Origin of the sequence: Macellibacteroides fermentans (assembly GCF_013409575.1) — a bacterium.
Lineage (GTDB): Bacteria > Bacteroidota > Bacteroidia > Bacteroidales > Tannerellaceae > Macellibacteroides > Macellibacteroides fermentans.
The window spans coordinates 334,440-358,053 of sequence record NZ_JACCCY010000004.1 but is presented as its reverse complement, the minus strand read 5'-3'; the positions used below and the strand labels follow the sequence as shown (position 1 = coordinate 358,053).

Sequence of the window (23,614 nt, the reverse complement as noted above, 5' to 3'; positions counted from 1 at the left end):
CGAATCATCAGTTATATACATACAATGGTTTCTTACATTGGCAGTACTTCTTATCGATTGCAACCCGCGCCTCATTTTCAAAATCGGAGATAAGCCGATCGGCTTCTTTCAGAAATTGTGGCAGATCTGCGGGCAAATTATATAAATAATTGATCTCTACTGATTCTAAAGGAGCTGATTCGTAGGGCCACATTGCGTTGATATTCGTAACAACATCCTGCAAACCCTTCAATAAGTTAAACTTCTCCAATACAACATCTGCCGGAAATAACGAAGCAGAACGTGAAGACCAGAACTTATCAGAAATGTATACAACCAACAAACCAGCCAATATAAGTAGGATGCCAGGTATAGAGAGGGACTCATCTTTGATAAAGACCGTAAATGAAATAAAACCACCGATAAAAATCAGCAACAAAGCAAATGCAACACCCCAATTTGTCTTCCGTACAGAAGATTTTTCCTCATTGAATGCATTTCTAAGCTCCAACAAGCGAGATCTGCTACTCAACACCCCGCTCTCCAATAATCTGACCGAACTGATCTGAATCAATGCAAAATCATCATTCGGCAAATCAAGATTGTCCCAATACCGTTTCGTGTTCATACCCAACTAATGTTCAAATAAAATAGTGTTCCAAAAGCCTTTACCACCTTTAAAATAAGGAAGTTAATATGGCAACAATATAGTAAAAAAAACAATATAACTTCATTATTTTTCAATTTTTTATTAAGAATAGAATGCAGAGCATCAGCTCCCATTATTTGAACATCCTGCATAAAGGAAAAAGATCACAATCTTACTTAATAGAGAAACCGATATTCTAAAGAACAAAAAAGGAGCCTCTTTCACCAAATGAAAAGGCCCCTTCAATAAAAAAACCCAGGAATGTAGTAAAAAACTATTTTTCACCCGTTTTAAAAGTCCAGGTCGGACTATTTGCCACCCGGTTCCCTTCATGTTTGGCCACCACATACCAATAGTAGGTAGTGTTAGGCTTCAGATTGTCGGTCACCACCTCCTTCAAGATCACATCCTCACTCAATAAATTCTGCACCGTCGAATTCGATTCAAACAGGTAGATACTATACAACAGCTCTACACCGGCCTTTTTACCCTCCACATTCCATTTCAGGGTAATGGCCAGATGCTGATCCACTGCACCGTTGCCCGGTACCGGATCATAAATAGATATATTTCCCGTTTCGTTGTAATCCTTGAAAATCAGGAAATTCATATTCGTCACTTCATTCTCGTACACCGCCACCTTCAGCGAATTGGCAATATAATCCTTCCGTTTCAGGTTCACCTCGATATCACCCTCCTTCACCTTCGGGATAGAAAAGCGCCCCTCCGCGTCGGTCAGTAACGTAATACTGGCAGGCGTGGTACTTATCATAACTCCCGAGAGTGGTTGATAACTCTCCCCATCCAGCACCTGTCCTTCGATGGTCCCGTAATTCAGTACATCCAACTTATCCGATTCGCACCCGAAGCAGGCAGAAATAAACAACAGGCATCCCACATATATATACTTATTCATACCAAACTATATTACTTCATGTTCAAAAAATATAACCTAACACCCAACGAGACACCCCAATTCAGGTCATTCCGTTTGCCAACACTACTCCCGTCGAAACGGTCGTCCAGGTAATAATTCACACCAGACGATAACGTAAGTCCGCATTTCTTGCCAACCATGTATTCTATACCCAGCGCACCATTCAATTTGGGCAGGTACTTTCTGGCAGACAATCCCACCCCGTCGCTGTTATAATCATATCCACCGCCCAACAGTACAAAGGGCGAGAAACGTTCGAAGGGCAGCAACACATAGCGCAGTGAAAGATCGCCAAAATAAGAATGATCGTTCACCACCCCCGGCACTCGCAAGTTCCGGAAACCCCATTCGGAATCAAGCGAGAAGTAGCGGTTCAGCGCCACGCCCAACGTAAGCGAAACCTTGGGCCGGACCTCGTCGTTAGAGAAATCGCCCGAGTAGTAACCTGTACCAGCCTGGGCACCCACCGAAAGCCAGCCACGCCTCTCTGCATCCAGGTTCCGGCCGATAGGATCCAGCTGATACGCCATATCTTTCTCATGCTCGTAATTGGCAAATGCCACCGAAGCAGAATCGGCCGGCGACTTCAGCGACCACAGCCGTCCCTTCACCCCTTCAATAATCAGGCTCTCCACCGCCTTCTCGATGGCCTCTGTGATACAGATCTCGGTAGGTTCATTGTAGGTGAATCCCGTCTCCGCCTCCAGCAGACGCTTGGCAGAAACATATTTGAATACCCCCGCCGACACCTCCTGCGACAAGATCGACTTGGTTGTGTAGACCGTCTTCAGCACCTGGCCGTTGGACGTAGACACCGCCCGGATGTAAATACTCACCCGGTCTTCGCGGTACTGTCCGGACAACGAGATACCCATATAACGCACCCCGGACCCACCCGTTAGCACGTTGGTCTCGTAAGAGATGATGCCACCCTCCAGGATAACACCGGCAAACAACAAGGGGGGTAGCAGCACATCCTCGTTCTTCTCATATTGCGCCCGGCTCGATCGGATGATCTTCCTTTCATTCAATAAATTGGAAATATTTTCACGTTCGATGGGAATAAACCAGCCCGATTCCTCCAGCACCCGGATCAAAATCGTGGTAGCCCCCTGTGTAACAGCGGTCGACCAATTCGCGCCATTGTCGGAAGGCTTGTACTGGCCCGTCTGGTCCCTGAACTTATAAACAGCCGTCACAATTTTCTCCTTCGGTTCGGGCAGGTCCAGCAGAATCCGTTTTGCGGGCGATTCCGGACCCAGGCTCGCTCTTCGGGGCTCCAAAGGCTGCTGCATGTACGTGCCACATGCAGAAAGAAACAGCGCAACCAGTAGGAAAAAAGCCTTCAATGGCCTGTTCTTTTTATTCATACTCTATAGTTAAAGCAAGTAAATACTACATATACGGTACAGAAACGGTAGTACTGCTACCACTCTCCTTATCCAGGATATTGATACGGATCCCATCACTCTGCGTACCAATCTCGATCTGGTAATTACCCAGAATATACGTACCGGAAGTAAGCGCCTCCTCGCCAAACTGGTTGGCAATGATCTTACGGGCAAGCTGACTCAGAATCTGCTGATTCAAACTCTCGGCAAAATCCTTCATCGGATCAGTCTTCGTCTGCTCATACAAATACGATTCATCCGTGTGAGTGTTCTGAGCCTGCGCCGAGCTCAGCAACCAGCTGTAGTTATAGGGATTTCCGCCAAAGGCAGGATTCTTGGGCGTATACACAAAATCCTGAGCAACCCCCTTCACCCCGGCAAGCAGCAAGAAAAAAACCAACACATTATACAAGATTTTCATATGATCCATATTTTTCAAGATTCAACAAAGCAAGCATTCTTTTACCCTACTGCTTATGGGAACCCACGCTTAATAAATACCCGACCCCGAAAGATCGTCGCCGTTCAGCTCCCTGTTTATCTCCTCATAATTAATCAGATACGACTGAGCCATCTGTACGGCCTCCGCCGTCATATACTCGATCACATCCAAGCGAGGCTGAAGAAGTGCCTCATACACCACATTCTCGTTGATCATCACCACAATAAACGTTGTTGTGAGCCGGTAAGGTTTTTCGTTAATGGTGATGGTAAAATTCCGGGCATTGAGAGGCGCCTCCCACGAAGCAAAAAACAGATCGTAAAAATCCTTCCCTCCCTTGGTTTTGGTATTATCCACCAACAACCCGTCCAACTCCATCTCCACATCGTCCGAGCGATTGGCCGATTTCTTTACCTGCTCCACCAACCGGGTGAGCTTTTCGGGTACATTCGTCCCCTTTATGGAATCACCCTGCTGCACCCGGAACCCGGGCGAGACAGAGTGACCCATTAAAAGAGAGGCCAGTACGATGCCAGTAAAAACGATCATAACAATTCCATTTAATCCGTCCATCAAACTATCTTAAAGGGAAAGAGAAATAAGACTGCTCAATCACAACCCGCATATCCCTTCCGGTTTGAGTAACTTTAATTCCTTCGCCCGAGCCGGGCAAAACCGCATTGATCTGAAAAGACAGGTTATTCCCAATTTGTGTCACCCTGTTCTCGGACCATCCGGACCCCGCTAATCCCCGCGCGTCAAAATGCAGGAACTCACCTACCTGAACCAACCTGTCACACAACGAATTTTCGGAATAATTCTGTTGCGTGTATCCGTCAATCCAGTTCGACTCGCCCACCTGCCAAGCAACCAACCCATTGTTATACCCTATCTGCGTTAACGAAAGCATATTACAGGAACCCTGCTGAACAGTCAGCACACGGTTATTATAACCCAGCTGTGTTATACTAACCAGGTTCCCATTCCCACAGTCCGGTTGCCGAAACGTCTGTATATTCAGCTGATCCGCCCCTTGCAATGGACTGATCTGCCGGATCGTTTCCATAAGATTTCCTCCTACGTTGTTTACAACCTCCTGCGAGCTTCCCTGGAAGAATACACCTAAAAGGCAGATCAAAAAAAGAATAATTGTTCTCATAATTTACCTCCTACAATTAACCCTGAAGGGCCTTTCGGCAGCACCCACCGGCAACCCCCTGCTCCCTGTGGAACAGGGGATACTTTTATCATCTACAAACCTCAATTACCACGGAAATCCAGGTCCTCCCATCAAATTAGGATTCTGAGGAACCATCATAGGTGCATTAAAGGTAGGCGTAGCAGTCTGATAAACCGTAGCCGTATTGCCATTTCCATTCTGCAAAATATCTACGGTAGCACCAGCTACACCAGACCACAGACGAACGGTGTTTGCCTGACCGATCTGATCTATATCCAAGTGATCGCCCATAAAATAGCCATAAGGATCGGGATTAAAGAAGCCGCCACCAATGCCTACAACTTTATTACCGGTACCCCTTTGCAGAATATTAAGATCGCCATCTTCGCCACCCTGCATCAATTTCACTTTGTTTTGAGTACCATACTGATCAATTACAGCGGATAGGTTGATACCGTTCTGTCGGAAATCCACCGTATTTAAAGTAGACATCGGATGTTGATTGATAGTAATCGTACTGTTTTCACCCAACTGCCATACTTTCGCAAAATTATCGATACCCCATTGGTTGATGGTAGTCGTATTATCCAATCCACCCTGGGTGATTTCGGCAACGTTGTCGATCATTGTCTGGAATATATTGGCATGATTGCCTTCACTGTTGCCATAACTTTGTATGATAGTTGCAGTGTTATTTTCACTCATACCCAGGTCCTGCATGATAAAGGCCCAGTTTTCGCCGGCAACCTGTTGAATTGTAGCGGTATTATTATTTCCTAAGCTGGTGATATCTGCATGGGGCTGTGCATAAGCCATTGCGGTTACAAACATTGCAACCACTACAAAAGCGATACGTTTCATGATCTTTTCAATTAAATTGTTAATAAAAGGATATTGAATAAGAAATTTTTTATAGCAGACCATCCCCCTATACGAAGTAATAAATACACGTATATTCATACCCATGCGTAACAAGGGCATAACCTCTCTGTTAAAGAAGCATACAAATAGGAATGTCTGTAAGATTGGGAAAAATAAAATCAGCACCCTTGGACAGGTGCAATCATAAATCACATACTAAACATTGTCACATAATAGAATTTAAATAGTCATAAATTTCTCAAAGTTTCATATCCGTTATCTCCGACAATAACAGACCAAATCAAGAATATTTCTTACAAAAGCAGGGTTTAGCCTAAAAAGATAAGGCAATCAGTGCTCATAAGAAATTGAAATAATGCTCACTAGCAAATAGGGTAATTTGAAACTAAAACACTTTGAGGTTATCAATAGTTTAATAAAAATTGATGTTTAACAATTAAATTTTGTTAATTAATTTTTTAATATATTCTTTTTTCTCTCCGTAATTGCTTTGGCTTTACAGTCTAAAGCTATTTCTTTCTAAACGATCATTTTAATATATTCTTTTTTCTTGATAAAAAAGAATCAAAAAAATCAAGGCTGACGCGGCGGGGACTAAAAACCATACTCTCAGCCGCGCGGAAAGAACTCGCTGCGCTCAAACAGCTTTCCGCTTCTCCGGCTTCCTTCCTGGTTTTCTTTACGTCCCCTCCGCTGAGGCCAAATCAAATACCCCCCTCTTTTGTGAATACGCTGCGCTGTTCAGATTGATACCCGTTCCTCCGGTTGCCGTTTCAAGCGTTGACTTCTCTTTCTTGAATGCGCTACGTTGTTCTGGCTTACTGGGGCAGTAAAGAGGGCTATCTAACCAAGCTAGTGGGATTAGGGAGAAGGTACAGGTAGTTTGGGGTGAAAGATGGGAATGGGCAGATGGTAGGGGCAGGTTGGAGGTGATAGGAACGGGCGATGCCGGAGGCGAGCCGCAAAGAAGGACCCGACCTCGGCTGGGGGAGCGTTAAAAAGCTGACTGATGGAAGCGGTTAAAACGGAAATCTGTTTGAGCGAAGCGAGTTTATTTCCGTTCAGCCTCCAGCAGACAGCTTTAGCTCAACCAGGCGCAGTCTTGATTTTTGCTTCTTTTCATCAAGGAAAAGAAGGTGCTACCCTTCACAAGGGTAGAAGCCCCCCTTCTCATGGAAAGAGAAGAAGGGCCCCCCTTCACAAGGGAAAAGAGAGCTACTTTACTTTGCTGAAGATAAACTTACAGTTGTTGGCGTCGGAACCTGTTCCATGTCGCCAAAACCATGTGATTACAGGAGTGCCGTCGGCTGTTTTCCATCCCGAAACATTCACTATCTGATGATAATTAAAGGGCACTTCCATGAAAGTGGTATATTGGTAATCTTCGGATGGTCCATGCTCCAGCCACCACAAGAACTCCTCTTTCTGGGCAATAAGCCGGCTGCCATTAACGGGCGTACCCGCTATCCCCAGGTATCGGCCATCCATGGTCTGAATGGTGAATAAAGACATAGGCTGTCTGTTCATATTCAAAGCGGTCTTCTTGTATGTAATCCGGAACTGTTGCTTCTGAGAATTGCTCAGTTCCACCTTGCCCGCGGCATTAACAAAAAGATGGGGCTGATTGGGTTTTTTACCCAGCATGGTCTTTATGGTAAACGTACCATCGCACATAGATACAGTACCCCCATACTTCACATTCGCAGTCGCCTCATACTTGGCACCGGTCACCCGTTCCTGATCGTGGTTCCATATCAAAACCTTGTCGCAAAGCATCCGGGCCTGCTCCTTGGTACAAAGCGCATTGGGATTTTTGTCGCCGCCTATACCGAAAGCCGCAATATCTGCTTTGGTCAGCCTGCTGCTCCGGTTGTCGCGCTTGCTGTCGTACTCCATCAGCTTGAAAACAAGATCCGTCATCTCACCATAAGTAACCGTACCCTGCGGGTTGAACTTTCCGCCGGGAACAATCCCCCAGTAAGCCAACCGGCCCGCATAAAAACTTTCCGTATCGGTAAAGAAACCCTGTACGGGAGCTTCCACTACCCCTTTCAACGTAAACTTCACCGACCAGTTGCCATAAATATTCTCCATGATATCATGCACAAGAAACTCCGCCATTTCGGCACGGGTAACCGGTTTGGTCCAGTCGTCGGCCACCTCGCCCCACTCACCGGCCGTACCGATGTAAGCATCGTTATAGGCAAACCACTCTTTGGCCCAGGGAGAAGCCACCACATCCGGCTTATCCACTTTGTCAAGGCGCGATTTATACAGATAATATTCACCGTGTCTGAGCTTTATCTTTAACCAGTCGCCTTCAACGACAAGCACTTCATACACTTGCGATCGCAGCACTTCACCCACTACAGGCTCGTTTGTCTTCATTCTGTAAGGCGTTTGAGTAAAGTCTTTTGATGCATAATTCACCTTATACAACATTGGTTTGGCTGACTTCTGCCCGGTAGCGGGAACAAAATTAAACATCGTGCACACTAAAAAAACTACACTGAAAAATCGATTCCATTCATACCACTTCTTGCCGCTTGGCGACACATTCATCTGTTTCTTCATACTATTTTTATCTATTTATAAAAGGAGAAGTCGCGTATCCGCCCCCATTCCCAAAAAAACCGGAAAGTTAAACATAATCCGTTAATAAGCAAAATATCTTTGTCATTATCCCTGTTCAGGATCATTCATTTTAAGTCTTCAAAGTATCCAGAGTATATTTTTCCCATAGTGAATTGACACAAATTACAAATATCCGAACCACTTTTCGGCCAAATACACATTTATTCGAACCACTTTTGCAAATGCAAGATATAATGATGAAAAGAATATACCAGATTATAAAGCAATGAATCAAGAAAAAGAAGAGAAAAGAAGGCCTCTTTTACAAATACTGAAAATAATCAATAAATTTATATATCTTTGCTAAGTAACCAAAACACAAGAAAAGTTACATATTTTATTAATTATTAAACAGAAATTTAATTATGGAAGAACAAGGAAGTATCGTTACTATTCATTTCGATAACGGAAAAGTATTAGAATCTTATTCAAGAATCAAAACCCAAGAGATGAAAGAAATTGTAAACAACCTTATCAACGAATACCGACAAGCCACCACCGAAGGAAAAGCCTATTTCAAAGACCTGGTGATAGAAAGACTCTCAACAAGCGAAACAACAAGAATACCAGCCGAAAAGCTATCTTCTTTAATTGTAAACATCAGTCCCCTGCTAGGCCATCCTCTCTTTTAATACAACGTTAATCCCTTGAAGTAAACCATACAACCGTAGTGTGGTAAAAGATCAAGAAAGCCTTGCCCTAAACGGCAGGGCTTTCTTTTAATGTAGTTCATATATTTGTGAATATAAAAAACAGGTGTTATATTTGTTAAATATTGAAGCAATTGTTGTCAATAAAAAAGTATGGGAACAACAACTAACAAATACACACCTTATTTCCCCATTCACCCGGGCGAAATACTTAAAGACGAAATCGAATATCTCGGGATATCGCAACGCCGCCTTGCCTCAGAAATGGGTATTTCATACACATTACTAAACGAGGTACTGAATGGCAAACGGCAGATAAACGCCGAACTTGCCATGCTTGCCGAAGCCGCTTTAGGATTAGATGCCGATACTTTGGTGCGTATGCAAGCACGTTACAATATGCAGGTGGCACGACAAGACAAAACTTTTTCCGAGCGTCTCGCCAAAATACGCAAACTCACGGCAATGCTTTGAAAGGCGATTTACGTAACATGAAACTTTCTTCATGTTAACGGAAGCTATTTATTTTAGCATGAAGCAGGTAACCGGCACCGGATCAGAACAACCAATTATGACGATAGAAACAATGTATTTTGAACATCCGGATAGCCTGCACCCAGGCTACTGAGATAGGCCCTGAAGAATTTGAAAAAAGAAGGAAGTTAATTGTTAATCGTAATTTAATTAGTATCTTTGTAAGAATAAATCAAAAAAAGAAGCAGGCGATGGCAACCAATCACAAAGTAACTTATTGGGTTGAAATGTCGGACTACGATCTTGAAACCGCTTCAGCCATGTTGACTACCGGTAGATACCTTTACGTAGGATTCATGTGCCATCAGGCTATTGAAAAAATATTGAAAGCCCGTATATGTTCTATTTCCGAAGAAACGCCTCCTTATATTCATAACCTTTCAAGATTGGCTGAAAAAGCATTTATCAATGAAGGACTTACAGACGATCAATATGAAGTTATAGACTTGCTTGATCCACTCAATATAGAAGCACGATATCCCTCTTACAAAGAGAAGCTGATGAAAAGTCTTACACAAGAAAAGTGTATCACATTAATTGAACAAACAAAAAAACTGCAGCAATGGATAAAAACGAAGCTATAATATTAGCCAAACGCTATAAAGAATTAGTCTCACAGCATTTCCAGATAAAAGCACTTTATTTGTATGGTTCATATAGTAAAGGCACCCAAAATCCGGATAGTGATATAGATATTGCTGTAATTGTAGATCATATCGAAGGTGATTATTTTGACTATTTGCCTTTATTATGGAGACTTAGACGAAAAATAAACAGCATAATTGAACCCGTACTCCTCACTGAAGAAGACCAAACAACCCCTCTTTATGCTGAAATCCTTAAAACAGGACAAATTATTTAACTCAAAAAGGAAAAAACAACCTGATACACCCCAAACTAGTGGACAAAATACGAAATGTATTGTCGGAACCCTTTGTCTTCCCCGATAACATCCTCAACAAGTTGCAAGCAGATCCAACCGTATGGAATAACTATCAACAATTCTCCGATACATACAAACGCATCCGGATAGCCTACATCCAGGCCGCAGAGATACGTCCCGAAGAATTTGAAAAGCGCCTCAACAACTTTATCAACAAAACAAAAGAGAATAAAATAATAACCGGCTTCGGCGGAATCGACAAGTACTATTGAACCAAACAACAGCTTTAGTCCGCACTGCACAATCTTGATTTCTGCTTCTTATTATCAAGGTAAACAAGAGTCCCCTCTTATTGAATTATCAATTTATTTGTTAATTAAAAAATAAAGTTTCATATTTGCGGAGCCTTAAATACAATTAAACATCCTTTATTAACTGAATGAAAACAAGGATTTCATTAGGTTGCAGCCGGTTTACCGTGGGTGATTGTTCCCAAAGGCGCATCTAATAGGGGTTCGAAAATTATTACACTATGGATTTAAGAAATATTCTGATCGGATTTGGTGTTGCGGTAACATGTTTTGCTTTTCAATCTTGTTCTGAAGACGAAAAAGGCGGGTATACGCCTGTTAATTACAATGTGAATGGAAAAGTAGAGAAGGGCCCGTTTGTAAGCGGATCCACAATCGATATACAACCGATGGATGCCAATATGCAACCCCTGGGAAGTATTTATTCCTCCACAATATCCGATAATACGGGAAGTTTTTCTTTCGGTTCGAAGGAGTTCGAAACACCCTTTGCCCAGCTCAAGGCCAGTGGATATTTCTTTAATGAAGTAGATGGCCAGTTGTCTCAGGGAACTTTAACGTTGCTGGCCGTTGTTAACTTGTCGGATCAATCCACTGTAAATGTAAACATCCTGACGCATCTTAAATACAAACGGATTATCAACTTGACCGGACAAAACAAATCTTATTCAGATGCCAACAAACAGGCTCAGAAAGAGCTGCTTACCGCATTTGGCCTCCAGCGGTTTCTGGATGTAGATGTTTCCCAATATTCTATAACTACCGGTTCGGACCAGGCCGGGGCACTCCTTGCAATTTCTTCCTTATTGTTGGTGGACAGGTCCGAAGCCGTTCTAACCGAATACCTGGCTAAGCTTAGCGAAGAGTTCGGGCAGGAAGGTAAATTCTCGGAAACGTCCCTGCAACAAATTAAAAAGGACCGTAACAAATTAAACAGCAAGTTGATATCTATCGCAAGCAATGTTATTTCAAGATACAACAGTTTGGGCAAAACGGTATCGGTTAAAGATCTGGCCTATTTCTTCGACTGGAACGACGACGGTATCGCAGGTAACGAGATTGCCGGGAACGATACCCCCGTAACGCTGGAAACATCCCGGATAACCGTACCCAAAGAAGGGGGCGAATATTCCATTAAAATAAACACGAGTATTCCACTCACCCTCACTCCCACGGAACCAAACACCAGCCAGATGCCAACCGAAAATCTGTTTGACAAATTGTACGAAACACCCGGCCTATCATCCATGAAGGTTGAAAAAGCGCTTGAAAATAATGTTTTGAAAGTAAACATAAAGCCGTCGGCCTCCAGAAGAAACGTAACCGACTCCGTTGCAATTTATGACTTTCGCGGCCAGAAAGTCGCCATTCTTACAATAAGTCAGGAAGGAAATCCGAATGCCCCACTTCCCAAACTAGGCGAGGCTGGTGTGCAGGCTTTTTATGCGTATGCCTCGTCTTTGTCGGAAGTCATAACAAGCTCCAACACCCTGGAAGCGAAATACTCCGGAATTACGACCGATCCGGCATTCCGGGCACCGCTGTCTTCATCCAACGGAAATATAAACGATATTTTTTCTAAATATTATCGGGCTATCAATCGTAATCTTATCATACTTGAAGCAGATGCAACGAGAGAATCGGCTTATCCGGACTATTTAAACACCTTCAATGCAATCTGTTACTACAATATGGTTGTGTATTGGGGAGGCGTTCCGTACCTGACAACGGTACCAGATTTAAATAGTTTATATTTACCTCGTACTTCGGAAAAAGATATTTTCCAAGCCCTTACTTCAAATTTAGAAACAGCCATTAGCAAATCAGACGAAAAAAAGAACCGGTTTGCCACTTCCGATTTAAATGATCTTCTTTTTGTCTCAAAGGATGTTGCCCGGATAATCCTTGCCAATATCCATATGTACCAAGGCGAATATACCAAAGCGAAATCACTGTTGGCGAAAGTTGTTTCAAACAACTTTTATCAGCTGGAAAGCACCACAAGTTATACCCCAACCAGCAAAGAGTTGATATTGGGACTTTTCAATACCCCCATTTTAACCTATACGGATGTACTACTCTCGTTGGCTGAATGTGAAGCGCATCTGGGGAATGACGCCGCTGCCCTCAACTACCTGAAGATGGTAACCCGTGCAAAGGGAATAGCCGAAACTTCGGATGTAATTACAGGAATTAAAGAAGCCCGTAAAATAGCGCTGACAGACCAGGTCGGATACTTTGCCTTTTTAAAACGGAACGGTTTGGCAAAGTCGGAATTGAAGCTCGAAGACTATCAACTACTATTCCCAATCCCACAAAGAGAAATAGATTTAAATCCGGGTATGACGCAAAACCCGGGATATTAATCATAAAAATGCGATTTACTTAACAAGAGACAATTTTAAACATATATATTTATTTATTTCTATTATTATAAACATATATGTGTATATTTGCACCAATATTTAAACATATATATTTATGATAAATAGAGCTAACAAACTATATCTAGAGCAGATTGATCGAAAAATCAAGGCTTTTAGTGGAGTACTTCCTGATAGTAAACCTATGGGGGGCTGGATTGAAGCCGTTCGAAAAGCAATTGGGATGAATATGCGTCAACTAGCTACCAAAATGAATAAAACTCCACAAGCAATCAAACAAATTCAGGAAAGAGAAAAAGCCGGTACTATAACTTTGAACAGTCTGGAAGAAACGGCCGCAGCAATGAATATGAGACTTGTTTATGCAATTGTCCCCATGGAAACATCCAGCTTATCAGAGCTAATACAACAACAAGCCGAAAAAATGGCAAAGGAAATTGTCATACGAGCAAATAAAACGATGTCATTAGAAGATCAAAAGATAAGTGAAAAGAGAATTAAAAATTCTATTAAAGAAATATCTGCAGAGCTTGCAGAGAATCCCGAGAAATTATGGGAATAAATTTAAGTTACATTGAAGGGCAAACTCCTATAGATGAAGACGAAAAATCAGGATTAAAAATAAAAACCATCACAACAAGAAATGAACTTGATGAATGGGAACAATTAAATATTGAAGACGCAATAAAATGGTCTATAAAAATTAAGAAAACTGCTGAAGATTTAATCACTGCAGATTTTGTTAGAGATCTGCATACACGAATGTATGGGAGAGTCTGGAAATGGGCAGGACAATTCAGAAACACTAATAAAAATATCGGAGTAGATAAGTACCAAATCGGAACTGAACTAAAAATGCTTTGCGACGATTTTCTGTACTGGCATATCAATAACACCTTTACCCCCCACGAAAGAGTAATTCGGTTTAAACATAGAATTGTTTCAATTCACTGCTTTCCGAATGGAAACGGTAGGCATTCACGTCTTATTGCAGACATTCTTATTAGCAAATTATACGGAGAGCCCGTTTTCAAATGGGGAGGATCACAAAATCTATCCTCCGAATCCGAAATACGAAAAACCTATTTACGCGCTCTTCGGGAAGCAGACAAAGGCAACTTCGCCCCTTTAATTGAATTTGCAATCTAAAATTCAAATAAATACAAACAGCACTTTAACACATATATTTATTTGACATACAATTCTTTATTTCATATATTTGCAATTCGCGAATCGCAAATTAAAGAATCCATTATATTATTGTACATTTGTACCGAAATAAGTGCCCGCACCGGCTAAGTCCCGATGTTCTGCACTCTAAAAGAGTTAATAAGCCTTGCCCATGTCGGCAGGGCTTTCTTTTTTGGTATAGAAGAGAAAGACAGGTCTCCCGCTTGCTTCTGCTTACAAATTAATAGCAGAACTAGAAAAGAACGAAATTCTGAAAGAAATAACCGGAGCTAAAAGAGGTCACAATTACATATTAAGCGAATACGTTAATAAAAGCCCTTATTCGTATGGCAATAAGAAAAGGCTCATGTGGCATTTTGAAAATAACATTCGGATTGCCTGCATCCTTACCACAGAAAAACAAACCAAAGAATTTGAAGTCAGCAAACACACAACAGAATACCTAATTATCAACAAGTTAAACGAGAACGATTCCGAGAACGGTTTCGAGAACGTTCTCGGTTTTTTAGTTGAAAAATAGTTGGTTTTATAAAAAAAGTTGTATTTTCTTTGACCGCAAATTATAAGTAGTAATCTAAAATCTAATTGTAAATGAAACGGAAAAAAACAAATTGGATGAGGTTGTTTTTACTAAACATACTTTTATCCATATCCCTGTTCCCGGGGATGTCATTCTCCCAAACATCAAGTCAAAGAACAGGTGTAGTCACAGACGCAACCACCAAGGAATCTCTTCCGGGTGTAAGTATTATGGTAAAAGGTACCCAACGGGGAACAACCACCAATCTGGATGGAGAATTTATCCTGCCCGCAAGTGAGAACGAAACCCTGGTTTTTACTTATATCGGATATAAGGAAAAAGAAATTACAGTGAGAGGACAGCAAAAATTAGTTGTTCAGCTTGAGCAAAGCACTCAGAACTTAGGTGAAGTCGTTGTAACGGCATTGGGTATAGAAAGAAACACACGTACACTTCCCTACGCCACACAACAATTAGCTGGAGGAGATCTGAATGAAATCAGAGACAACAGTTCTAATTTATTAAGCAGTTTATCCGGGAAAGTATCCGGTGCAGTAATTACAACCGCAGCCACAGGTCCCGGAGCAGCAGCCCGAGTAATTTTAAGAGGGAACAGATCGATAAGCGGAAATAACACCGCCTTGATTGTGGTCGACGGAGTCCCCTACGATAATACCTCTTATAATCAGGCAACGGGTACCACCTCCAGCTATGGAGGTAGCGACGGAGCTGCCAATGTGAATCCCGACGATGTTGCCTCTATCAACGTATTGAAAGGTCCTTCTGCTGCAGCTCTATATGGGAGCAGAGCAGCCAACGGAGCTATTATTATCACAACAAAGAAAGGACGCGAGGGCAAATTTTCAATTGACTATAACGGAGGAGTCTCTATTGATCAGCCCAATCTGTTAATGAAGTTTCAAAACAATTACGGAAGAGGTAATGGAGGTGTATATTCTCCAACAGCAGGCGAAAGCTGGGGAGAAAAGGCTGAGACCTATCCCAATAATGTAAAAGATTTTTTTGAAACCGCTCCATCCTTTAATAATGCGGTCAGCACCTACGGCGGAACTAAGGAATTACAAGGATTTGCATCCTACACGAGTAACATTGTAAACGGAATTGTTCCCGGCAACAGAATGGACCGGAACACAGCCAATGTTAGGGTCAACACCAACTTCTTCCCGAAGCTTACAACAGATACCAAAATCACCTTCGTTAATCAGAAAATAAAAAACAGACCACGCTTGGGTGATGCCGGTACTCCTCTCGAAGCCTACATTATGCCGCGGGATATGAAAGAAAGCGAGTTGAAGGAATTCGAAACAATCGATCCTACTAACGGACAACCCATCCGTAAATACTGGACAACCTCATCTATATACGACAACCCCTACTGGAGTACCGAGCGGACCTCTGTAAACGAGGAAAGAAATCGTGTAACCGCATTAGGTTCGGCAAAATATCAGCTAACCGATTGGCTTAGTGTTATGGGACGGATCAGCTACGACCGATACAATGACAAAACAGACGGTTCTTTTTACAGCGGAACTGTATCTCTGGGAGACGTAAAAGCCGGAGGTAAATACTATGAGACAAATACAAGTTACTGGGAAAGAAACCTGGAAGGTCTTATTTCGGGAAACAACACCCTTTCATCCAGTTTTAAAATAAACTACAATGTGGGAGCAAGCTCACTTAAAAGAGTTTTCAGCAGTGTTCAAAGTATGGCAAACGGACTAACTATACCGAATAAATTCAGTTTATCATCGGCCACCACCCCCGCATTCGAAAATGTGTTGGGTTACGAGAGACAACTCAATTCCATTTTCGGAAACTTACAAGTTGGGTTCAATGAATATTTGTATCTTGATCTGTCTGCAAGAAACGACTGGTCATCCACATTACCCGCGCCACACAGTTATTTTTATCCGTCGGCAGGAGTATCCGCTATTTTTTCAGAGTTTATTAATTTACCGGCATGGGTAAGTTTTGGTAAGATACGTACTACCTACACCGAAGTGGGTAACGATGCTGATCCTTATTTATTAAATCAGCGCTATAACTTTGCTTTGGGCGCAGGACAAGGTTTTATTTCCAGAGACGGAAACAAATCGATACCCAATCTAAAGCCCGAAAAAACCAGATCCTATGAACTGGGACTCGAACTTAAGTTTATTGAAAACAGACTGGGTATAGACGCCACTTTCTACAAGAGTAACACCATCAACCAGTTGCTTTATGTAGGTCTGCCAATGGCCAGCGGATTCAATCGCCAATATATCAATGCCGGCGATATCGAAAATAAAGGTTTGGAGGTAATGCTAACAGGTCGGATTATTGAATCGGATAAATTCAGCTGGTCAAGTTCGGTAACATTCTCCACCAACAGCAACAAAGTCATCGAACTGGCACCAAACACAACCCGAGTTAATATAACAGACAATACGAAATACGCAACCGTAATCGTCAACGAGGGAGGATCATACGGAGATCTGTATGGTTATAAATGGAAAACAGATGCTAATTCGGGCAAATACATCGTCGATGCCAGGGGCCTTCCTGTTGTAGAGTCCAACCAGAAGCTTGGTAATTTCAACCCCGATTTTCAGTTGGGCTGGAACAATCAGCTGTCTTACAAAAACTTTAGTCTGGCATTCCAGATAGACGGACGTATCGGAGGCGAAATGGTTTCGGGAACAGATGCCTACCTTTCATACTTCGGACTTACCGAAAGCAGCGAAAAATTCAGGGAAGGTGGACTTATATTAGATGCTGTAACAGCCGACGGAGCTGCCAATACAAAAGCGATAACCGCACAGCAACTGTGGACTACCGTATCTCAAAACGGACGCGATGCTTGGGGAGAGTTCTTTACCTATAGCATGACTAACTTCCGTTTACGTGAAGCTTCTGTTTCCTATAATTTCGATATTAAAAACAGCTTCGTAAAACAGGCACAGCTATCCTTACTAGGGCGTAACCTGTTCTTCTTCTACAGAGGAAAGTCTAAACTTAAAATTCCCGGAATCGACGAAAGAACTATCCCGGTAGATCCGGAAGCTGCACTCGGTGCAGGCAATTACCAAGGGGTGGAATTAGGATTACCCCCTGCTGTAAGATCCTTTGGATTGAATGTAAAATTAACCTTTTAAATGAAAAGTTATGAATAAATATATAGTTATCCTTTCAGCTATTCTAAGCTTGTCCTCCTGTACAGGCAACTTCGAAGAAATGAATACAGATCCCAATAAACTAACGGAAGTGGGACAAAGGGAAATGCCCTTCATGTTTGCAAAAGCTCAGTCTTCGGCTTCAATGAACCGTAGTTTTTATCAGACGGTACAGAATCTGGGGGCCGACCTCTACGCGCAGTATTTTGCACTCACCAGTACCTCCTTTGCTACAGACAGATACGTTATGACCCGCGATTGGCAACGTAGATTCTGGTCGGTTGTTTATGTAGATACGGCACCACAGCTAAAGTCAATTCTCGAAAATGCCAATCCAAACTCAGGCGAAGAGGCTCTGGCCAATATCCTTTGGGTATATGCATTTCACAGGCTGACAGACCACTTCGGTCCCATTCCTTATTTTGGAGCTGCTGAGGCAAATAAAAGTATACCCTATAACAAGCAACAGGAGATTTATGATGATTTCTTCAAACGCCTCGATGCGGCTGTTAGTAACCTCAAGGCTCTTCCTGCCGGTACAACCGTATTCAAAGGATACGAACTTATGTACAATGGCGATGTATCCAAATGGATTAAATTTGCCAATACATTACGTTTACGTCTGGCTTTAAGAATATCCAAGGCAGATCCGGCAAGAGCCAAAATAGAGGCCGAATCTGCAGTAAAATCTGGAGTATTGACAGATAATTCAGAAAATGCCTTCTTAGATAAATCATCTGCAGGAAACGACACCAACGGATTATCGCAGGTCGCAGCCTGGAATGAGTTCGCTATGAGTTCCACCATTGCCTCTTATCTGAAAGGATACAACGACCCCAGACTATCGGTATATTTCCAACCGGATATCACATCCGGAAAATATAACAGTCTCCGTAACGGACTTTCGGCTACTGCTCTTGGAATTGCAAGAAACCGGCCTGCGCAAAATTCAAACATCGGAACATATTGGGTACTACCACAGGCCGACAAAACATTTGCACCGAATCTAACAGCTAAATTCCATGTAATGTGTTGTGCCGAAGCCTACTTCTTACGTGCCGAAGGTGCCCTTAACGGATGGGATATGGGAACCGAAACAGCTCAGCAACTTTATGAAAAAGGGATACAGGCCAGTTTAACCCAATGGGGCGCGAACTCGGAAACTGCGAATCAGTATATTCAGTCGGCCGCACTCCCCTCTGCACCTGACGATGCAAATAATTCGCCAGCTGTTGCCAGTACCCCTATCAAATGGGCTTCCAACGTAACTATACAAAGAGAACAGATCGGCACACAAAAATGGCTGGCATTATTCCCCAACGGAATGGAAGCATGGGCCGAATTCAGAAGAACCGGCTACCCCAAAATGTATCCTGTTGTTCAATCGGATAATCCCGATCTTCCCGGGGGTGCATTTATCAAAAGATTCCCCTATCCTCCAACGGAAGAAACAAACAATGCTGCCGAACTTGAAAAAGGCAGGGCATTACTCGGTGGAGCTGATAATACGGCAACCAGCGTTTGGTGGGATGTAGATTAATAACAATCTAAAAAACAAATATGCGATTTTACAATCTGATAGTATTAAGTTTCGTTTGCACAAGCATGGCTCAGTCCGTGCTTGGGCAAACAACTTTGCCTAAAGTATTCTCGGCAAACACACCCGATAAAACCGCTATCGGCATACGCGAACAGGCCAAAGCTGCCTCCCAAGCGATATCCGGGCTATACACAAACGAAAACACAGTTACTAACAAAGACTCTATCCGGTCGTTTATTTTCACGCAGGCAGGAGTAACGTATCACAACAAGACCCCATTAAACCTAAAATCAACTAAAACCATTCAACTCGGATCATTCCGTATAGAAAATATCCGTTATCAGTCGCAACCGGGAGTATATGTTACCGCCTCACTCTATGTTCCGGAGGGTACAGGTCCCTTTCCGGCAGTAGTAAATATGCATGGACATTGGCCGGGAGCCCGTCGTACGGAAATAGCCCAGACAACCGCCCAATTGCTCGCTCAAAACGGATATGTGTGTATCAATGTAGATGCCTGGGGAGCAGGTGAAAGATCTCCCAATCCACACATGCACGAATATCATGGATCCGGTCTTGGGGCCTCATTACTCCATGTCGGCAGCTCTTTACTGGGACAACAACTCACGGATAACATCCGGGCAGTCGACCTCCTGTGCAGTTTACCTTATGTGGACTCTTCCAACATAGGGGCTACCGGGGCCAGCGGTGGGGGGAATCAAACCATGTGGCTGGCTGCAGCAGACAACCGCATCAAGGCCATCGTTCCGGTAGTTAGCATCGGCACCTTCGAGTCCTATATAATGAATAGCAACTGTTTCTGCGAATTACTGCCATCCGGACTTTGTGGATTGGAAACCTGGACCGTTTTAGGGAGTATGGCTCCTCGTCCTCTTAAAATCCTTACGGCGATGAACGATGCCAATCCGGCTTTCACATCCGCTCAGATGCTTCGGTCTTTCAAAAAAGCAAAACAAATATACGCTTCCAATGGAGCGGCAAAACAAATTGAATACGAATTATTCAACAGCGGACACGGTTATTGGAATGAGATGCAGATCAGTATGCTTTCCTGGTTCAATCAACACCTTAAGAACGGAAGCCGTCCTAATTATACCGTAATAGATAAAATAACTATTTTGCCGGAAGACAGCCTGGCAACCTATATGGGTGTGCCCAGAGAAATAGAGGTGGCAACAACGGCACAGTTTTGCAGGGAAAAAGGACAGATGCTACGAAAAAAGATGTTTGACACAGCCAACTTCCCAGACGGGGTTAAACGTTCGGAACTGATCAATTTAACCGGCTTCATCCCCGATGCCGTTAAAAAAACACACCCAACCGGAACAGTAAACGGATGGGAAAAAATAATTATAGAAACTGAAGGCGGAAATTTAATTCCCCTGCTCATCAAACACCCATCAGGCGAAAATCGGACGTACAACCTGCTCTTTTATCCATCAGGGAAAGACAGTATACCCGACAACTTGCTTGCGAAGTATTCTGCCGGCAACGCAGGCGTTGTATTGGCCGATCTGTGGGGAACAGGCGAAAAGGAATCCGCCGAAGCCCGGCGAATAGATGGTTCTCTTCCACCCTTCCACACCCTGTCCAGATCGTTACTATGGCTCGGTAAGACCATCATGGGAAACTGGATCGAAGAGGTAGATGCCATACAACAGGTTATCAAAACAAACTATCAAGCCCGCCATATTACCTTGTGCGGATACAGAGAAACTGCAGTAGCCATCCTGTTACACGCAGCTATCACCAACGGTAAAGACCCGCTCATACTGGAGGAAGGCCCCATCAGCTATCTGTTTGATCAGGAGCCAAATATAAATTTCTATAACATGTCGATCTATCTTCCGGAATTTCTGGTTTGGGGAGACATTTCATTGGCCGCCTCTCTTACCGAGGCTCCGATAACCGTTATTGACCCCCGCAGTATATCCGGACGGACCTTATCCAAGGAAGAACAGATCCTCTACGGGAAAGAATTCATTGATATGGTGCAAAAAGCCGGTAAAGCGAATCACATTAAATTTATTTATAACGATATAAAAAAATAAAACTATGAGTATCAATCGTAGAAACTTTCTAAAACTTGCCGGACTGGCAGGTGCGGGATGGATCGGAAATACAGCTCCCATACAGGGTATCGAACCCGGCAAGTCCCATCCGGGCGGTAAACTCCCGCACATAAAAAAGGCAGCAGAAGCAAAGCATCCGCATCGGTTTAACATGTCCGGATATTGCGCTCCGGCCATAGACACGGTGCGCATCGGTTTTATCGGAGTGGGAAACAGAGGATCTGCTGCAGTAGAAAGAATGAGCCAGATCGATCACGTAAACATCACAGCAATCTGCGATGTCCGTCCGGAAAAGGCACAGGAGGCCAAACAACGAATTAAAAGCGATGGACACAAAGCCATACTCTATACCGACAGTGACGGGGCGTGGATGCAAATGTGCCAACGAGATGATATAGACCTGGTCTACATCGCCACACACTGGGAATTACATGCTCCCATGGCCATCTACGCCATGGAACAGGGAAAGCACGTAGCACTGGAAATTCCGGCGGCCACTACCGTAGAAGATTGCTGGAAACTGGTTGAAACATCCGAGAAAACGAGGAAACACTGTGTGATGCTTGAAAACTGTTGTTACGACTTTTTCGAATTGCTCACATTGAATATGGCCCGGCAGGGATACTTCGGAGACATTATTCATTGCGAAGGAGCCTATATTCATGACATATTCGAAGGTCTCTTTCAAGAAGAAAAAAGATATGATTTCTGGCGACTCAAAGAAAATTCCACCCGCAACGGCAACCTGTACCCTACCCATGGGATCGGACCGGTTTGTCAGATTCTCAACATCAACCGCGGTAATAAGATGGAGTATCTCGTATCCATGTCGTCCAACGATTTCATGCTTAACGAAAAGGCTAAAGAGGCAGCTGCATCCAATCCTTACTTCAAGCAGTATATAGACAAGCCCTTCAGAGGAAATATGAATACAAGTACCATCCGCAATCACAACGGAAGTACCATCCTGCTACAGCACGACGTAACATCGCCACGCCCCTATTCAAGAATTCATCTGGTAAGCGGCACCAAGGCATTTGCACAAAAGTACCCGCTACCCGGCAAAATAGCCTTCGGACACGATGGTTGGGTGACCGATACCGTCATGCAAGAGCTGGAGCAGACCTACACACCGGCCATAACCAGGCAAATTGGCGATCTTGCCAAGCAGATTGGCGGTCACGGGGGAATGGACTTTATGATGGACTGGCGTCTGATCGATTGTCTGCGTAACGGACTACCGATGGACATGGATGTGTATGATGCTGCCTCATGGAGTGTTATTTCGCCCCTTAGCGAATGGTCTGTTGCCAACCGGTCGGCCGCCATCGATATCCCCGATTTTACGGCAGGAAACTGGAAAAACAACCAACCCCACGATATCAGTCTTCAAAAAGGAGGCAATACCGGTGTAAGAATGAGATAACAAATACAAAACAATCAAGTATCATTTAATAAAAAAACTCGTGAATATTAAAGTAAGCAAAGACAAATTTGATCTGGGAAAAGAGGCTGGAAAGAAAGCCGCACAAATAATCCGTTATTCCCTTCAAACAAAAGGAGAAGCCAATATCATTCTCGCTACAGGAATGAGTCAGTTCGAAACACTGCAACAACTGATCGCAGAGGAAGGCATCGATTGGAGTAAAGTCAGGATGTTCCATCTCGACGAATACATCGGACTTCCGGAATCGTCTCCGGCAAGTTTCCGTAAGTACTTAAGAGAACGGTTTATCAACCGCTTGCCGGCACTCAGGGAGGTATACCTCATCAACGGCGAAGCAGAGAATCCGGAAGAAGAGTGCAAACGGCTGGGCGATATAATCCGCCGCTATCCAATCGACCTGGCATTTGTAGGAATAGGCGAAAACGGACATCTGGCCTTTAACGATCCCCCTGCCGATTTTGATATAGAAAATCCCTATATTGTAGTCAATCTCGACACGGTATGCAGAACGCAACAGCTTGGTGAGGGATGGTTTAAGACCATAGACGACGTCCCCACACAGGCCATCAGTATGTCTATCAAGCAAATGTTGCTGTCTAAATATATTATTTGTGCCGTACCGGATCAGCGCAAAGCCCAAGCCGTAATGAACTGCCTTACCAAAGAGGTAAGCAACCTTCATCCGGCCAGTATATTGCAAATACACCCGGCCTGTTACTTTTACCTCGATTCGCAATCTGCATCGTTAATCAGTAACACTTCGGAAATAACAAATTTATAATAAACAACAGGAA

General features: G+C 43.3%; 20 protein-coding genes and 1 pseudogene. 13 read left to right on the top strand and 8 right to left on the bottom strand.

What is annotated here, in order from left to right:
- Positions 1-7: 7 nt before the first annotated feature.
- The 8 genes from F5613_RS14410 to F5613_RS14375 all read right to left on the bottom strand — a co-directional run bounded on the left by F5613_RS14410 (position 8) and on the right by F5613_RS14375 (position 8,034).
- Positions 8-607 (bottom strand): hypothetical protein, encoded by a 600-nt coding sequence (locus F5613_RS14410; RefSeq protein WP_179400266.1) that lies wholly within the window; start codon positions 605-607, stop codon positions 8-10.
- A 295-nt stretch (positions 608-902) separates the two neighbouring features.
- A complete protein-coding gene (locus F5613_RS14405; RefSeq protein ID WP_079682437.1) occupies positions 903-1,544 on the bottom strand; it encodes a carboxypeptidase-like regulatory domain-containing protein in 642 nt (213 codons plus the stop codon).
- Between the two features lie 11 nt (positions 1,545-1,555).
- Positions 1,556-2,935 carry a CsgG/HfaB family protein gene (locus F5613_RS14400; protein ID WP_179400265.1) on the bottom strand — a complete coding sequence of 460 codons (1,380 nt, stop codon included), beginning with the start codon at positions 2,933-2,935 and terminating at the stop codon, positions 1,556-1,558.
- 25 nt (positions 2,936-2,960) lie between these two features.
- Positions 2,961-3,377: a curli production assembly/transport component CsgF gene (locus F5613_RS14395; protein ID WP_079682581.1), complete on the bottom strand. Its 417-nt coding sequence runs from the start codon at positions 3,375-3,377 to the stop codon at positions 2,961-2,963.
- 69 nt (positions 3,378-3,446) lie between these two features.
- The gene (locus F5613_RS14390) at positions 3,447-3,947 is read right to left on the bottom strand and encodes a CsgE family curli-type amyloid fiber assembly protein (RefSeq protein WP_176134010.1); all 501 of its coding nucleotides are present in this window, start codon (positions 3,945-3,947) and stop codon (positions 3,447-3,449) included.
- A gap of 28 nt (positions 3,948-3,975) precedes the next feature.
- Positions 3,976-4,557 carry a curlin repeat-containing protein gene (locus F5613_RS14385; protein WP_179400264.1) on the bottom strand — a complete coding sequence of 194 codons (582 nt, stop codon included), beginning with the start codon at positions 4,555-4,557 and terminating at the stop codon, positions 3,976-3,978.
- Between the two features lie 105 nt (positions 4,558-4,662).
- Positions 4,663-5,439 carry a hypothetical protein gene (locus F5613_RS14380; protein ID WP_179400263.1) on the bottom strand — a complete coding sequence of 259 codons (777 nt, stop codon included), beginning with the start codon at positions 5,437-5,439 and terminating at the stop codon, positions 4,663-4,665.
- 1,236 nt (positions 5,440-6,675) lie between these two features.
- Positions 6,676-8,034 carry a hypothetical protein gene (locus F5613_RS14375; protein ID WP_179400262.1) on the bottom strand — a complete coding sequence of 453 codons (1,359 nt, stop codon included), beginning with the start codon at positions 8,032-8,034 and terminating at the stop codon, positions 6,676-6,678.
- 425 nt (positions 8,035-8,459) lie between these two features.
- Here F5613_RS14375 and F5613_RS14370 point away from each other — a divergent pair, with 425 nt between their 5' ends.
- The 13 genes and pseudogenes from F5613_RS14370 to F5613_RS14310 all read left to right on the top strand — a co-directional run bounded on the left by F5613_RS14370 (position 8,460) and on the right by F5613_RS14310 (position 23,601).
- Positions 8,460-8,726, top strand: a complete 267-nt coding sequence (locus F5613_RS14370; protein WP_179400261.1) for a hypothetical protein — start codon at positions 8,460-8,462, stop codon at positions 8,724-8,726.
- A 171-nt stretch (positions 8,727-8,897) separates the two neighbouring features.
- Entirely contained in the window at positions 8,898-9,218 is a 321-nt protein-coding gene (locus tag F5613_RS14365; protein ID WP_179400260.1) for a HigA family addiction module antitoxin, read from the top strand.
- A gap of 251 nt (positions 9,219-9,469) precedes the next feature.
- The gene (locus tag F5613_RS14360; RefSeq protein ID WP_179400259.1) at positions 9,470-9,862 is read left to right on the top strand and encodes a HEPN domain-containing protein; all 393 of its coding nucleotides are present in this window, start codon (positions 9,470-9,472) and stop codon (positions 9,860-9,862) included.
- On the top strand, positions 9,841-10,140 hold the full coding sequence (locus F5613_RS14355; protein WP_179400258.1) for a nucleotidyltransferase domain-containing protein: 300 nt from the start codon (positions 9,841-9,843) through the stop codon (positions 10,138-10,140). Before F5613_RS14360 ends, F5613_RS14355 begins: the two co-directional genes overlap by 22 nt.
- A gap of 11 nt (positions 10,141-10,151) precedes the next feature.
- Positions 10,152-10,433 (top strand): annotated as a pseudogene (locus F5613_RS14350) (YdeI/OmpD-associated family protein); the annotation flags it as partial.
- Between the two features lie 260 nt (positions 10,434-10,693).
- Entirely contained in the window at positions 10,694-12,838 is a 2,145-nt protein-coding gene (locus tag F5613_RS14345) for a RagB/SusD family nutrient uptake outer membrane protein (protein ID WP_179400257.1), read from the top strand.
- A gap of 115 nt (positions 12,839-12,953) precedes the next feature.
- Positions 12,954-13,418: a mobile mystery protein A gene (locus tag F5613_RS14340; RefSeq protein ID WP_079682455.1), complete on the top strand. Its 465-nt coding sequence runs from the start codon at positions 12,954-12,956 to the stop codon at positions 13,416-13,418.
- Positions 13,409-14,005 (top strand): mobile mystery protein B, encoded by a 597-nt coding sequence (locus F5613_RS14335; protein WP_179400256.1) that lies wholly within the window; start codon positions 13,409-13,411, stop codon positions 14,003-14,005. The genes F5613_RS14340 and F5613_RS14335 overlap by 10 nt, the downstream gene beginning before the upstream one ends.
- A 633-nt stretch (positions 14,006-14,638) precedes the next feature.
- Complete coding sequence (locus F5613_RS14330) at positions 14,639-17,722, top strand: SusC/RagA family TonB-linked outer membrane protein (protein WP_179400255.1); 3,084 nt, start codon at positions 14,639-14,641, stop codon at positions 17,720-17,722.
- A 10-nt stretch (positions 17,723-17,732) separates the two neighbouring features.
- Entirely contained in the window at positions 17,733-19,280 is a 1,548-nt protein-coding gene (locus F5613_RS14325; protein ID WP_179400254.1) for a SusD/RagB family nutrient-binding outer membrane lipoprotein, read from the top strand.
- Between the two features lie 20 nt (positions 19,281-19,300).
- A complete protein-coding gene (locus tag F5613_RS14320) occupies positions 19,301-21,352 on the top strand; it encodes an alpha/beta hydrolase family protein (protein WP_179400253.1) in 2,052 nt (683 codons plus the stop codon).
- Between the two features lie 4 nt (positions 21,353-21,356).
- Positions 21,357-22,799, top strand: coding sequence for a Gfo/Idh/MocA family protein (locus F5613_RS14315; protein WP_179400252.1), 1,443 nt, complete (start codon positions 21,357-21,359; stop codon positions 22,797-22,799).
- 40 nt (positions 22,800-22,839) lie between these two features.
- Positions 22,840-23,601 carry a glucosamine-6-phosphate deaminase gene (locus tag F5613_RS14310; RefSeq protein ID WP_179400251.1) on the top strand — a complete coding sequence of 254 codons (762 nt, stop codon included), beginning with the start codon at positions 22,840-22,842 and terminating at the stop codon, positions 23,599-23,601.
- Positions 23,602-23,614 lie beyond the last annotated feature (13 nt).

What these genes read in the sequence shown, in the direction of transcription:
- F5613_RS14410 (WP_179400266.1), bottom strand. Translation starts at nt 607, where the DNA reads ATGAACACGAAACGGTATTGGGACAATCTTGATTTGCCGAATGATGAT.
- F5613_RS14405 (WP_079682437.1), bottom strand. Translation starts at nt 1,544, where the DNA reads ATGAATAAGTATATATATGTGGGATGCCTGTTGTTTATTTCTGCCTGC.
- F5613_RS14400 (WP_179400265.1), bottom strand. Translation starts at nt 2,935, where the DNA reads ATGAATAAAAAGAACAGGCCATTGAAGGCTTTTTTCCTACTGGTTGCG.
- F5613_RS14395 (WP_079682581.1), bottom strand. Translation starts at nt 3,377, where the DNA reads ATGAAAATCTTGTATAATGTGTTGGTTTTTTTCTTGCTGCTTGCCGGG.
- F5613_RS14390 (WP_176134010.1), bottom strand. Translation starts at nt 3,947, where the DNA reads ATGATCGTTTTTACTGGCATCGTACTGGCCTCTCTTTTAATGGGTCAC.
- F5613_RS14385 (WP_179400264.1), bottom strand. Translation starts at nt 4,557, where the DNA reads ATGAGAACAATTATTCTTTTTTTGATCTGCCTTTTAGGTGTATTCTTC.
- F5613_RS14380 (WP_179400263.1), bottom strand. Translation starts at nt 5,439, where the DNA reads ATGAAACGTATCGCTTTTGTAGTGGTTGCAATGTTTGTAACCGCAATG.
- F5613_RS14375 (WP_179400262.1), bottom strand. Translation starts at nt 8,034, where the DNA reads ATGAAGAAACAGATGAATGTGTCGCCAAGCGGCAAGAAGTGGTATGAA.
- F5613_RS14370 (WP_179400261.1), top strand. Translation starts at nt 8,460, where the DNA reads ATGGAAGAACAAGGAAGTATCGTTACTATTCATTTCGATAACGGAAAA.
- F5613_RS14365 (WP_179400260.1), top strand. Translation starts at nt 8,898, where the DNA reads ATGGGAACAACAACTAACAAATACACACCTTATTTCCCCATTCACCCG.
- F5613_RS14360 (WP_179400259.1), top strand. Translation starts at nt 9,470, where the DNA reads ATGGCAACCAATCACAAAGTAACTTATTGGGTTGAAATGTCGGACTAC.
- F5613_RS14355 (WP_179400258.1), top strand. Translation starts at nt 9,841, where the DNA reads ATGGATAAAAACGAAGCTATAATATTAGCCAAACGCTATAAAGAATTA.
- F5613_RS14345 (WP_179400257.1), top strand. Translation starts at nt 10,694, where the DNA reads ATGGATTTAAGAAATATTCTGATCGGATTTGGTGTTGCGGTAACATGT.
- F5613_RS14340 (WP_079682455.1), top strand. Translation starts at nt 12,954, where the DNA reads ATGATAAATAGAGCTAACAAACTATATCTAGAGCAGATTGATCGAAAA.
- F5613_RS14335 (WP_179400256.1), top strand. Translation starts at nt 13,409, where the DNA reads ATGGGAATAAATTTAAGTTACATTGAAGGGCAAACTCCTATAGATGAA.
- F5613_RS14330 (WP_179400255.1), top strand. Translation starts at nt 14,639, where the DNA reads ATGAAACGGAAAAAAACAAATTGGATGAGGTTGTTTTTACTAAACATA.
- F5613_RS14325 (WP_179400254.1), top strand. Translation starts at nt 17,733, where the DNA reads ATGAATAAATATATAGTTATCCTTTCAGCTATTCTAAGCTTGTCCTCC.
- F5613_RS14320 (WP_179400253.1), top strand. Translation starts at nt 19,301, where the DNA reads ATGCGATTTTACAATCTGATAGTATTAAGTTTCGTTTGCACAAGCATG.
- F5613_RS14315 (WP_179400252.1), top strand. Translation starts at nt 21,357, where the DNA reads ATGAGTATCAATCGTAGAAACTTTCTAAAACTTGCCGGACTGGCAGGT.